Below are 12,804 nucleotides of genomic sequence, written 5' to 3'. Positions count from 1 at the left end.
AGCTGAGCTATGGATGCATTTCTTAAATGGCGGTGAGGGAGGGATTCGAACCCTCGATGCAGCTCTTAACCACATACTCCCTTAGCAGGGGAGCGCCTTCAGCCTCTCGGCCACCTCACCATATTTAACCACACGCTTTAAAACTTACGACTCAGAAGTTTGCACTTCGTAGCTTTTTGAACCTTTACTTCTGATACTTACTCAGAAGCTTTTCTCTAAGCTCTTCGTCGCTGCGATGGCGCACATAATACTTTCCCTGCCTGATAAGTCAAACAATTTTTCGCAACTTTTTCTCGTTTGAACACTTAGCGCTCAAAATGCTTGGTTTGACATCTAAAAGGGGGTTTTATAATCAGCTAAATCATCCAATTACCATCAATTACCGTTAAAATTTATGAGAAGGATTATTCATCGCTATGGCATCATGAACGATGCTTTTTCTACAGATAGAAAATAAAAAGACATGAGAGAATAGAATTAAGGTAGTAACAAGGAGAGATAAACCAGCCAGGTTTACAAAACAGGGAAGTAGAGTAGCGCCCAAGTCTTAAAAAAGCGTGGACGCCATTCTTGAATTAAAAAGTTGTAGGCTGAGATTTCTCTGCCTGAATCCGTTGATAAATTTCTTCACGGTGAACAGAAACTTCCTTGGGCGCATTTACACCAATGCGAACTTGGTTGCCTTTAACTCCCAGTACTGTGACTGTTACCTCATCGCCTATCATGAGTGTTTCACCAACTCGACGAGTCAGAATAAGCATTCTTTGCTCCTTGAAAATTTAAAAGAGTCGGGTCTCTAGGTTTCCCCGCTATTATCCATCAAACACCGTGAAAACGTAAAGCAATGATATCTACTTAAAGTATAAGCAGTTTTGAACACATTGCCCATATCTATAGGATAGCTAAAATATAAGTATGTGCCCAACATTTCAACAATTTCACAATAAAAAAACACCCGGCATCATAAAAAGTGCTTTTATGATGCCGCTGCTGCCACGGCAATACCAACTATAACCGCAATGCTACCCACTCTTCTACACTGGCTAATGCGGAAGGAAGAGCTGTCACATCCGTCCCGCCAGCCTGAGCCAGATCAGGACGACCTCCTCCTTTACCTCCAACTTGCTGGGCAACAAAAGAGATTAAATCGCCAGCTTTTATTCTAGCAGTCAAATCCTTCGTTATACCAACAATTAGGCTGACTTTATCACCAGTCACTGTAGAAAGCACAATAATTGCTGATCCCAATTGATTTTTCAGATCATCAACCATTGTTCTGAGCATTTTGGGATCGGTATCACCTAACTGTGTCACCAGTAAACGAACACCTTGGATTTCTTTAGCCTGATTCACCAAAGAAGAGCTTTCCTGAGCTGCCTGCTGAGATTTCAACTGTTGCAACTCTTTTTCCAACTGTTTCGTTCTGTCCAGTGTCGTTTTCACTTTCTCATTCAGGTTACTGATATCACCTTTCACCAGATGAGAAATATCTTGCAATAAATCAGTCTGCTGATAGACAGAGTTCAGCGCCGTTTGCCCTGTAATACCTTCGATACGGCGAATCCCTGCTGCTGTACCTGATTCACTGGATATACGGAACAATCCAATATCGCCAGTACGGCTTGCATGGGTACCACCACATAACTCGGTAGAAAAGCCGCCCATGCTCAGTACACGCACTTTTTCGTCATACTTCTCGCCAAACAGTGCCATGGCACCTTTAGCTTTCGCTTCTTCCAGCTCCATTAATTGTGTAACAACTGGTGAATTTTTGCGAATTTCTGCATTCACCAAATTTTCTACCTGACGGAGCTGTTCTGGCTTCATTGCCTCAAAGTGAGAAAAGTCAAAGCGCAGATACTTATCATTTACCAAAGAACCTTTCTGAGCAACGTGCTCTCCCAGAATTTGACGCAATGCTGCATGTAACAAATGGGTTGCAGAGTGATTCAGACGTATCGTGTCTCTGCGTACTACATCAATTTCAGCATTAATTGAATTATTAATGCTCAAACTGCCACTTGTTAATGTACCAATGTGACCAATTGACTGTGTGTATTTTTGTGTGTCAGTGACCTCAAATACTCCATTATCATTCGACAATTGACCTGTATCACCAACCTGACCACCGGACTCGGCATAGAAAGAGGTCTTATCAAGTATAACGATCGCTTCTTCACCTGCATGAATCTGTTCAACAGCTTCACCATTACGGAAAATAGCGGTAACAACAGCTTGCTGTGAGTTATGTTCATAACCACTGAAATCACTGCGCCCGTCAACTTTGATCAATTCATTGTAATCTGTGCCAAAACCACTGGATTCACGCGCGCGACGACGTTGATTTTCCATCGCCACATCAAAACCTGCTTCATCAACTTTGATATTCCGTTCACGGCAAACATCAGCCGTCAAATCAACAGGAAAACCATAGGTGTCATATAGACGGAAAGCAATTTCACCGTCGAGGGTATCACCAGATAATTTTGCCAGTTCTTCGTCAAGCAACTGCAAGCCGCGTTCCAGAGTACGCGCAAACTGTTCTTCTTCAGTTTTCAATACCTGCTCAACCAAAGACTGCTGCTGTTTGAGTTCTTCACCAGCCGCTCCCATAACTTTAATCAGTGGAGCAACAAGTTTATAGAAAAAGGCCTCTTTCGCTCCCAGCATGTTACCATGACGAACTGCACGGCGAATGATGCGACGAAGCACATAGCCACGGTTCTCATTAGATGGAATAACGCCATCACAAATCAAGAACGAACATGCACGGATATGGTCTGCTACAACCCGCAGAGATTTATTGGTAAGGTCTGGCGCTCCTGTCACTTCTGCAACTGAAGCAATCAGATTCTGGAATAGATCAATCTCATAGTTGGAGTTGACATGCTGCAATACTGCGGTAATACGCTCCAATCCCATACCCGTATCGACAGAAGGTTTTGGCAGCGGCTCCATTGTGCCATTGGCATGGCGGTTGAATTGCATGAAAACGATGTTCCAAATCTCAATATATCTGTCACCGTCTTCTTCTGGGCTACCCGGAGGTCCACCCCAAATGTGATCACCGTGATCGTAGAAAATTTCTGTACAAGGGCCACAAGGACCGGTATCTCCCATTTGCCAGAAGTTATCTGACGCATAAGCAGCACCCTTGTTATCACCTATACGAATAATTCTTTCTGTTGGGACACCGACTTCTTTATGCCAGATATCATAGGCTTCATCATCTGTCTCATAGACAGTAACCCACAGTTTTTCTTTAGGCAAATTAAACCACTTTTCGCCGGTCAACAATTCCCATGCGTATTTAATTGCATCTTGTTTAAAATAATCGCCAAAACTGAAGTTACCCAACATTTCGAAAAAAGTGTGGTGACGGGCTGTATAACCCACATTTTCCAAATCGTTATGCTTACCACCAGCACGAACGCAGCGCTGAGCCGTTGTTGCTCTAGAATAGTGCCTTTTATCCAATCCTAAAAAGACATCTTTGAACTGGTTCATCCCTGCGTTAGTGAACAACAATGTTGGATCATTGGTTGGCACCAACGAACTACTTGGTACTATCTGGTGCCCTTTAGTATGAAAAAAGTCAAGAAACGCTTGACGGATCTCAGCGGTGCTTTTACTCATAATTGTCCCGAAATCAAGCTGAAAAAACAGTTTTATGAATGATTGAAATGATAGATGCACCACCATTTCAACTCACGAATAAATTAAAGTAGGGTTAAGATAGAGTGTCTTCCATAAGAAGTAAAATCCCATATAAATCCATTCGCTTTTCAGCATTGTAATTCGTCTAGGCATTTTCTGAAAGTCTGTTCGTTAAGCCAGTTTCGATACACCTATTTAAAAGATGTTTATTCCCTCATAAAAACAAAAACCACATCCAATATGGATGTGGTTTTTAAAAAGCTAAATTGGCGCTATCTATTACAACAAAATAGAAGTATTACAACAAAGCAGAAAATGAGAGTAAAAAATAATTAGAACTCTTCGTTATTTACTTCTGCACCGTTATCTTCATAATCTGCCACGTAGTCAGACACTGCACTGTTGAAGTCCCCTGTCTTGTTCAACAGCAAATCACGCAGTTTCTTATCCAGTTCGGCTGCAATTTCTGGGTGCTCTTTCAGATAAATAGTAGCGTTGGCCTTGCCTTGTCCTATTTTGTCACCGTTATAGCTATACCATGCACCCGCTTTTTCCACCATCTTGTGTTTAACACCCAGATCGATCAACTCGCCAAAAGTGTTGATTCCTTCACCATAAAGGATTTGGAATTCAGCCTGTTTAAATGGTGCAGCAACTTTGTTCTTGACCACTTTCACACGAGTTTCGCTACCAACAACTTCATCTGAGTTTTTCACGGAACCAGTACGACGGATATCCAAGCGAACGGACGCATAGAATTTTAGAGCATTACCACCGGTCGTGGTTTCTGGGTTACCAAACATCACACCAATTTTCATACGGATCTGGTTGATGAAGATCAGCAAGGTATTTGAGTTTTTCAAATTACCCGCTAGTTTACGCATCGCCTGACTCATCATTCGAGCAGCCAGACCCATATGGGAATCACCGATTTCGCCTTCAATTTCGGCTTTTGGTGTCAATGCGGCAACGGAGTCAACAATAATAACGTCAACAGCACCAGAGCGTGATAAAGCATCACAGATTTCTAAGGCCTGCTCACCCGTATCAGGCTGAGAACATAACAGATTATCAATATCTACACCCAGTTTCTTGGCATAAACCGGATCAAGGGCATGCTCAGCATCAATAAAAGCACAAGTTCTGCCTTCACGCTGGGCGGCAGCAATGACTTGCAGAGTCAGCGTTGTCTTACCGGAAGATTCTGGACCGTATATTTCAACGATACGGCCCATCGGCAAACCACCCGCACCCAATGCAATATCCAGTGACAGGGAACCAGTAGAGATTGTTTCAACATCCATTGAGCGGTTTTCACCCAAACGCATGATGGAACCTTTGCCAAATTGTTTTTCAATTTGACCCAGTGCTGCTGCTAGTGCTTTTTGTTTGTTTTCATCATTAGCCATATTTACTCCTTCGCAAGCAATGAAGGGGCTGCCCCACTGCTGATAAACTGTTTCTGATACCAAAGTGCCATATGATTATACTGTATAATCATACAGCATCAAGCTAATTTTTTATGATTTCTTCTAACAGAATTTTTAAAGAAAAAATGACAGATTGCAGGCGCACAGCATCACGATTACCCGAAAAATGCTGACGATAGGTTACAGTTTGTATGTCTGCCTCAACTTGAAAGGCAAAGCCAAACCAGACCGTACCAACCGGCTTTTCTTCACTGCCGCCATCTGGGCCAGCAATACCGCTGACAGCAACAGAAAAATTCGCTTCAGCGACTTTTAATGCTCCTTCAGCCATTTCTTTTACAATCTGTTCGCTTACTGCACCAAACTGGGTCAATGACACCAAAGAAACGCCCAGCATTTCATGTTTAGCGTCATTACTGTATGTCACGAAACCACGATTAAAATAAGCCGAGCTTCCTGCAATATCTGTGATCACTTTGGCAATCCAGCCCCCTGTGCAGGATTCTGCACAGGTCACAGATAATTTTTTCTGTTTTAATCTTTTTCCCAGTTCAATACTAAGCTGATTCAGGATTTTTTCATCCATAGCAAGCCTTCAATTCAATAAAAAATTAATTTTTCCGAAGCAGATCCCAAATCCATAGCCCTCCTATCGCCAGAGAGAGCAAGATACCAAAACCAATTCCGACAGTAATAGCGGATGCTCCCAGGACCATGGAAATCAGATATAATCCCAACATTACTAACATGGCACTGTTTTCGCCAAGGTTCTGCACAGCAACAGCTTTACCCGCGCCCATCGTATGTTTTCCATGTTCTTGCAATAATGCATTTAATGGAACGACGAAAAGTCCACCAAATATTCCGAGGACAATCAAAATGAGATAGGAAAGCCATACCGATTGCTGAGTGACAAAAAGAATAACCATAATGCCAATTAAGATGCCCGCTGGCATACAACGGCGGACGGTCTTCAATGTGATGAATCGGGCAGCCAGACCCGCACCAACAATAATACCTATTGCAACTATCGCATTCATCAATGTCGGTGTTGTATTTCCTTCAATCCCAAGCACGACAGGAACCCAGGCAACCAACAGAAAACGCAGTGTTATGCCCGCTCCCCAAAATAGGCTCGTGCCTACCAGTGAAAATCGCGTTTCCTGATTACGCCAAAGTGAGACACAAACTGCCATGAAATCCACCAGCATTCTTTTAGGATTCCAGCCTTTTTCCTGACGTGCAGCAGCCAAATGAGGAATATAGAAATTGGCCACGACTGCCGCACCATACAGTAAGGCACACAGCCCTAATGCTGATATCAGACTTACATCAGAAAGAAATCCGCCTGCGACTGAACCAATCAAAATAGCAGCAATGGTTGATGCTTCCATCACTCCATTGGCTTTTACCAAACGCCCGTCATCCGTCAATTCACCCAGAATACCGTATTTAGCGGGAGAATAGGCCGCTGCGCCAATGCCTACTAAGGTATAGCCCAAAAATGGATTCATATCGATGCAGATGCTGATAGCTCCGAGCAATTTGATGCCATTGGAAAAGAGCATGACGCGCCCTTTTGAAAATCGATCAGCAAATTGCCCGACAAAAGGGGCAAGTACAATATAAGTTAATACAAAAACCATTTGCAGGGCTGGCAGACTCCATTCAGGATAAGCCTCAGCCTTCAATTGGGCTAAAAGTGCAAATAACAGGGCATTATCAGCAAAAGCGGTGAGAAATTGTGATAACAATACCGCCTTCATTCCGCGATTTAACAGCGGTTGCGTCTCCACAGTACTACTCATTTCCTTACTCCTGTTCGGCCATTTTTCTTAATGTGACGAAATCCGGTTTGCCACTGCCAAGCAGAGGTAATTGTTTTACATAACGAATATCACGAGGGACAGACAACTCAGGCATTCCCATTTCACGGGCCACTCCCAACATTGCACTCCTGTTCAGGTTAACATCGGTCGTGAACAGTACCAGCGCTTCCCCTTTACTTAGATCGCTCTTGGCTGTCGCAGCATGAAGTGTGTCAGTGGAAACACGTGATGCAATTTGCTCAACTGCTTCAAGAGAAACCATTTCTCCCGCCAATTTGGCAAAACGCTTCACTCGACCTTTGATTGCACAGAAACCATCTTTGTCAATGGAAACGATATCTCCGGTATCATACCAACCGATTTGGTTATTCCCTTCAGCATCTTCTGCTGATGGCGGTTCCAGACGATCAGGAGCTTCAACACGCAGATAGCCTTTCATGATATTTGGCCCGCGTAGCTGTAAACGTCCTCCATCTTCAATTCCTTGCACAGGCAGCAAACGTGCGTCCATGCCAGGCAAAATCCGGCCAACTGTTCCTGTTTTTGCCGCCATCGGTACATTGATTGCCACAACAGGAGCACATTCTGTCACCCCATAGCCTTCCAGAATACGGATACCGAACTTATCCTGCCAAACGCGTTTTGTGTTTTCTGACAGTTTTTCGGCTCCTGCCACCACATAGCGCAGGCGAGCAAAATCGTAAGGATGTGCAAAACGGGCATAATTACCCAGAAAAGTCGAAGTTCCGAACAACACAGTACAATTGCGGTCATAGACCAGCTCAGGCACAACACGATAATGCAATGGGCTTGGGTAGAGGAATATACGACTACCCGTCATTAATGGAGTAAATAAACCCACTGTCAGACCAAAGGCATGAAAGAGAGGCAAGGAGGACATAAAGCGATCCAACGGGGTAAAATCAGCGATCGTTTTTATCTGTTCAACGTTTGCCAATAAACTGGCGTGACTATGAACAACTCCCTTCGGCGCACCTTCTGAACCTGACGTAAACAGAATCAGGGCATCATCATCTGGCTTCTGCGAAGCCATGATAGCTTGAGAGGGAAAAATTAAATGCCATAATATCCAAAGCTTATCGTTCCGGGTAATCGTATCTTTTAAATCCTCGAGATATACCCAATTGGCTTCTGTCACCTGTTCTGGCAGATGCGTTAATTGTCCTTTCTCCAGAAATTGGCGGGATGTCACGATTGTTCTGATAGTTGCCGCCTGCATAGCATTTTTAATTCCGTTCCTTCCGGCGGTGTAATTCAGCAGGGCAGGCACTCGTCCTTTCAAAGAAGCGCCATATATGGCAGCAGCCATGACCGTCGCATTCGGCAACAGTAAACCGACCCGTTCACCTTCTTTCGTAAAACGCTCTAAGATGCGGCTCACGCCCAATATTTTTTTCAGCAGTGAGTGATAATTATCTTCCTTGAAATTCACATCCTCAATGCAAGGTTTAAAACGACCAAAACGTTTTTGAGAAGTCAGGTAAGCACCAAACAACGTCTCTTTTGGACGTGTCTGCATTCTCACATTCATCATAATGGCATGGAGACGTTCTCCGGCTAACCGGCGGCGCTCTGTTGAGTCAGCAGCATCCGGCATTGGCAAATCAACGGCGGGTAAAATCTTGATGGTGATTTTCGGAAACCAATGCAGTTTCATTATTCCTTTCAATCGCCCAAAAATAGTTTGCTCCGCGCCATCAATGCGGATTGGGACTACCTTTGCTCCTGATTTCGCCGCAATAAACGCGGCACCATCGTAGATTTTCATAAGGGAACCGGTCATAGTGATCCGCCCTTCAGGGAAAATCACGATTGGGCGCCCTTTTTCTACTTCTTTAACCAGCGTCCTGACGGCCATTGGATTAGTTGGGTCCAGGGGGACAACATCCGCATAGATTTTAATGAACTTGAGGAAACCGCGTGTTGCAATATTAGAATAAATCGCAAATACAGGTTTTACGGGCAAAAATAAACCAATCAGCAGACCGTCCAGAAAAGAAATATGATTGGGTGTAATGATACATTTTGGGTGTTTAAGCTGCTTATCATCACCTTCTACCGTAATCCTAAAAAGTACACGAACAAATAACCGAATAAAATTTAAGAGCATATCCATATCTCAAATATAATTAAATAAAATTAAAGTGAGTGAGTAGAAGGATACTATAAGTCGTATAAGCAGCCGGATATATAAGATTTCCCCGCCATATAAAAATTAAATTTAAAATACCTTAATATATCAAATCGATTTGTTTCTCTGGTTTAAAAAGTAAGACTTAACACTAGATACGATATCTTCTGTTGCTAAACTGGCATCCACAATGAAATCCGCGCATTCACAGTATAACGGTTCCCTGTCAGCCAAAATCCCTTCAATTTCTTCAATGATAGATTTTCCGGTCAGGCTTGGGCGCTGTGAGTTTTCTGGATTGAGGGATAATCGCTTGATTAAAACGGCGGCAGGCGCTTGTAAATAAATCACGATGCCATGTTGTTGCATATAATGGCGATTTTCCTGCGACAGTACCATTCCTCCACCCGTTGAAATGAGACATTCATTCTGGCTGACCGTTTTCAATATTTGGCTTTCCAATTTCCTGAAATATTCCCAACCATGTTGTTCAACAAGATCGGCAATAGTCATTCCACTGGAGGTTTGGATACTCTCGTCAGTGTCAACAAATTGATACGACAATGCTTCAGCTAACAACTTACCTATTGTCGTCTTCCCTGCACCCCGTGCGCCTACGATGAATAGAGCCTGTTTCATTTCGTTGTTTTCCTGAAGGGTATATAAAATTAAGCTTAAACATAAAGTATAGTAACTAAATGTTTACACTGCTGTAAAAAGTATTTTTCATTGAACAAAAAGTCACACCTAAAATTAAGTGTGACTCAATCTGGTTCAACAGATCCTATTAAAACAAAATATTACTAACGACGGGGTAAATAATCGCCGTAACCAATCCATTTATACGTTGTCAATGCATCAAGCCCCATCGGGCCTCTGGAGTGTAATTTTTGAGTGCTGACAGCCACTTCAGCACCTAAACCAAACTGTCCGCCATCTGTAAAGCGAGTACTTGCATTCACATATACAGCCGCTGAATCCACATGACGCACAAAATAATCAGCCTGCTGCAAGGACTCTGTCAGAATCGCATCAGAGTGAGCAGTACCATAAGTACGTATATGATCAATGGCCTGATCAATATCGCCGACAATCTCGACATTCATATCCAACGATAACCATTCATCACAGTAATCTTCTTCTGTCACTTCAACAACTGTTGCCGGGCCTTCTTTCAGTAATACCATCGCCGCAGTACCTGCATGTAGCGTGACTCCCTGTTCTTTCATTCTGCGACTTAGGACAGGAAGAAAGTCAGGGGCGATTTTCTCATGTACCAGCAAGGTTTCCAGTGAGTTACAGGCACTCGGACGTTGAACTTTCGCATTAGTAATGATTTCCAATGCTTTTTCCATATTGATGCTTTCATCTACAAATGTGTGACAAACACCAATACCCCCAGTAATAACTGGAATAGTGGATTGTTCACGGCAAAGTTTGTGTAATCCAGCCCCACCACGCGGTATCAACATATCAACATAGCGATCCATTTTCAGCAGTTCAGCGACTAACTCACGATCTGGCTTATTGATAGCCTGAACCGCAGCAGCAGGTAAACCACTTTGTTCCAGTGCTTGTTGGATAACTTTAACCATCGCCTGATTGGTATGGTGAGTTTCTTTACCGCCACGCAGTATGACCGAATTACCCGTTTTCAGGCACAATGAGGCTACATCAATCGTGACATTAGGCCGGGCTTCATAAATCACACCAATGACGCCCAAAGGAACACGACGGCGACTCAATTGCAATCCATTATCCAATAATTGCCCATCCATGACCTGCCCGACAGGATCAGCCAACCGGCAAACCTGACGCACATCACTCGCTATGGCATTCAACCGTTCTGGTGTCAGCAATAACCGATCGAGCAGGGCTTCACTCATTCCCTGTTCACGGGCTTGATTCACATCTTGCTGATTGGCAGCAAGGATCACTTCAATTTCTTTCTCCAGCAAATCAGCAATGTGATTCAGCGCTTGATTTTTCTGGCTGGTACTTAATTGCGCCAACTGCCATGATGCTGCCTTGGCTGCCTTTCCCATCTGCTCTAGCATGGTGGAATCCTTAACTCATGTATCAATTAATTAGCTTACGACTAAATCGTCGCGGTGAACCGCAACAGCGCCATATTCATAACCCAGTATCTCGTTGATTTTCTGAGAATGATGACCCGAAATCAGGCGTAAGGCATCGCTATTGTAACGACAAACGCCATGAGCCAGATCCTTACCGGATAAGCTGAGGATGCGAATAACTTCACCACGGGAAAAATTACCTTTAACGTTTTTGATCCCCTTTGGCAGTAACGAGCTACCTTTTTCGAGGATCGCAGCTTCTGCACCATGGTCAATGATAATTTCTCCGGCAGGAGGAGCACCAAAGATCCAACGCTTACGATTTTCCATCGGGCTGGCCAAACCATGGAAACGTGTACCAACCGATTTTCCTTCAATCACATCAGCAATAACATCAGGCTTATTGCCAGCAGCAATGATGACATCAATTCCTGCGCGCCCTGCTATACCTGCCGCCTGAAGTTTTGTCGCCATTCCTCCCGTACCCAAACCTGAAACACTGTCCCCAGCCATCATTTTCAGCTCGTCGCTGATGTCATGCACTTCAGAGATTAGTTTTGCATCGGGATTGCTACGAGGATCAGCAGTATAAAGTCCTTCAATATCTGTCAGGAGCAATAACTTATCCGCACTACCTAAAATGGCAGCTAACGCAGAAAGATTATCATTATCACCAACTTTAATTTCTGCTGTCGCAACCGCATCATTCTCATTAATGATGGGTACGATATGGTTATCAAGTAGCGCCTGAAGCGTATCCCTTGCATTCAGGAAGCGTTCACGATCCTCCAAATCTGCACGGGTCAACAACATTTGCCCAACATGAATACCATAAATCGAGAAAAGCTGCTCCCACAGTTGAATCAACCGACTTTGCCCGACTGCCGCCAGCAATTGTTTTGACGCAATCGTAGCGGGCAGGTCGGGATATCCCAAATGCTCACGTCCAGCCGCAATCGCACCAGACGTTACAATAATAATGCGGTGACCTTTTTCATGCTGTTTAGCACATTGACGAACCAATTCCACAATGTGAGCACGATTCAAACGACGAGAGCCACCAGTCAATACACTCGTCCCCAGCTTCACAACCAATGTTTGGCTGCCATTCATCATATTTCTGCCATTACAGTTATTTAAGAAATTGAAAAAATACGTTTAAAAAAACAATATTCAGTTTTAACAGGAGAGAAGCGTTATGCCAACCGACATAACGCAAAATTTAAAAAAAGCAGGTTCAGGACAAACTCATACTCTAACTTGAGTCTGGAGGGTAATGGTCTTTTCGGAGGGGATCAATGTCAGTTTAAGGGTATTAAAAGAATCATTCAGACGTTTGTGGAATGTCTGCAAAGTTGATTCGAGATGTTCAAGATCAGCCGCTTTTTTGATATTCGCGGCATTCCATTTGCCATGTTTATCAAATAACCCTATCTGATAATTATAGACAAAACCCTTTTCCTGCTCCTCTAATTCTAGCCACCATCCCCAAAATTCTCGTTTCTCTGGTACAACTTTAGCACTGACACAAACCGCCAGACAGTCAAAGAAAAAATAACCATTTTGGCATTTTAATTCACGTACATACGGTCCTAGTGCAGAAAAACGCTTTAACAACTTATTTTTAGAATAACTTGCGGGTAAAGTCATACAAAGGT

10 protein-coding genes and 1 tRNA gene are annotated in these 12,804 nt (G+C 43.5%); all 11 read right to left on the bottom strand.

The window, feature by feature from the left end:
* Positions 1 to 27: 27 nt before the first annotated feature.
* Positions 28 to 120, bottom strand: a tRNA-Ser gene (locus tag FE394_RS08465).
* Positions 121 to 575: 455 nt separating this feature from the next.
* Positions 576 to 761 (bottom strand): carbon storage regulator CsrA, encoded by a 186-nt coding sequence (gene csrA / locus FE394_RS08460; RefSeq protein WP_010845367.1) that lies wholly within the window; start codon positions 759 to 761, stop codon positions 576 to 578.
* Positions 762 to 1,008: 247 nt separating this feature from the next.
* Positions 1,009 to 3,636, bottom strand: coding sequence for an alanine--tRNA ligase (alaS, locus tag FE394_RS08455; RefSeq protein WP_319925956.1), 2,628 nt, complete (start codon positions 3,634 to 3,636; stop codon positions 1,009 to 1,011).
* 353 nt (positions 3,637 to 3,989) lie between these two features.
* Positions 3,990 to 5,066: a recombinase RecA gene (gene recA, locus FE394_RS08450; RefSeq protein ID WP_319925955.1), complete on the bottom strand. Its 1,077-nt coding sequence runs from the start codon at positions 5,064 to 5,066 to the stop codon at positions 3,990 to 3,992.
* A 103-nt stretch (positions 5,067 to 5,169) separates the two neighbouring features.
* Positions 5,170 to 5,673, bottom strand: a complete 504-nt coding sequence (gene pncC, locus FE394_RS08445; protein ID WP_319925954.1) for a nicotinamide-nucleotide amidase — start codon at positions 5,671 to 5,673, stop codon at positions 5,170 to 5,172.
* Positions 5,674 to 5,698: 25 nt separating this feature from the next.
* Complete coding sequence (gene lplT / locus FE394_RS08440) at positions 5,699 to 6,895, bottom strand: lysophospholipid transporter LplT (RefSeq protein WP_319925953.1); 1,197 nt, start codon at positions 6,893 to 6,895, stop codon at positions 5,699 to 5,701.
* A 4-nt stretch (positions 6,896 to 6,899) separates the two neighbouring features.
* Positions 6,900 to 9,047 carry a bifunctional acyl-ACP--phospholipid O-acyltransferase/long-chain-fatty-acid--ACP ligase gene (aas, locus tag FE394_RS08435; protein WP_319925952.1) on the bottom strand — a complete coding sequence of 716 codons (2,148 nt, stop codon included), beginning with the start codon at positions 9,045 to 9,047 and terminating at the stop codon, positions 6,900 to 6,902.
* Positions 9,048 to 9,176: 129 nt separating this feature from the next.
* Complete coding sequence (gene aroL, locus FE394_RS08430; RefSeq protein ID WP_319925951.1) at positions 9,177 to 9,707, bottom strand: shikimate kinase AroL; 531 nt, start codon at positions 9,705 to 9,707, stop codon at positions 9,177 to 9,179.
* A gap of 164 nt (positions 9,708 to 9,871) precedes the next feature.
* A complete protein-coding gene (gene proA, locus FE394_RS08425) occupies positions 9,872 to 11,125 on the bottom strand; it encodes a glutamate-5-semialdehyde dehydrogenase (protein WP_319925950.1) in 1,254 nt (417 codons plus the stop codon).
* A 30-nt stretch (positions 11,126 to 11,155) separates the two neighbouring features.
* The gene (proB, locus tag FE394_RS08420; protein ID WP_474068157.1) at positions 11,156 to 12,259 is read right to left on the bottom strand and encodes a glutamate 5-kinase; all 1,104 of its coding nucleotides are present in this window, start codon (positions 12,257 to 12,259) and stop codon (positions 11,156 to 11,158) included.
* Positions 12,260 to 12,394: 135 nt separating this feature from the next.
* Positions 12,395 to 12,796 (bottom strand): sigma factor-binding protein Crl, encoded by a 402-nt coding sequence (gene crl, locus FE394_RS08415; RefSeq protein WP_319925948.1) that lies wholly within the window; start codon positions 12,794 to 12,796, stop codon positions 12,395 to 12,397.
* Between the last annotated feature and the right edge of the window lie 8 nt (positions 12,797 to 12,804).

The sequence above is a fragment of the Xenorhabdus littoralis genome, assembly GCF_033949345.1.
GTDB lineage: Bacteria > Pseudomonadota > Gammaproteobacteria > Enterobacterales > Enterobacteriaceae > Xenorhabdus > Xenorhabdus littoralis.
The sequence above is the reverse complement of the archived record's forward strand: the minus strand, read 5'-3'. Positions and strand labels throughout refer to the sequence as shown.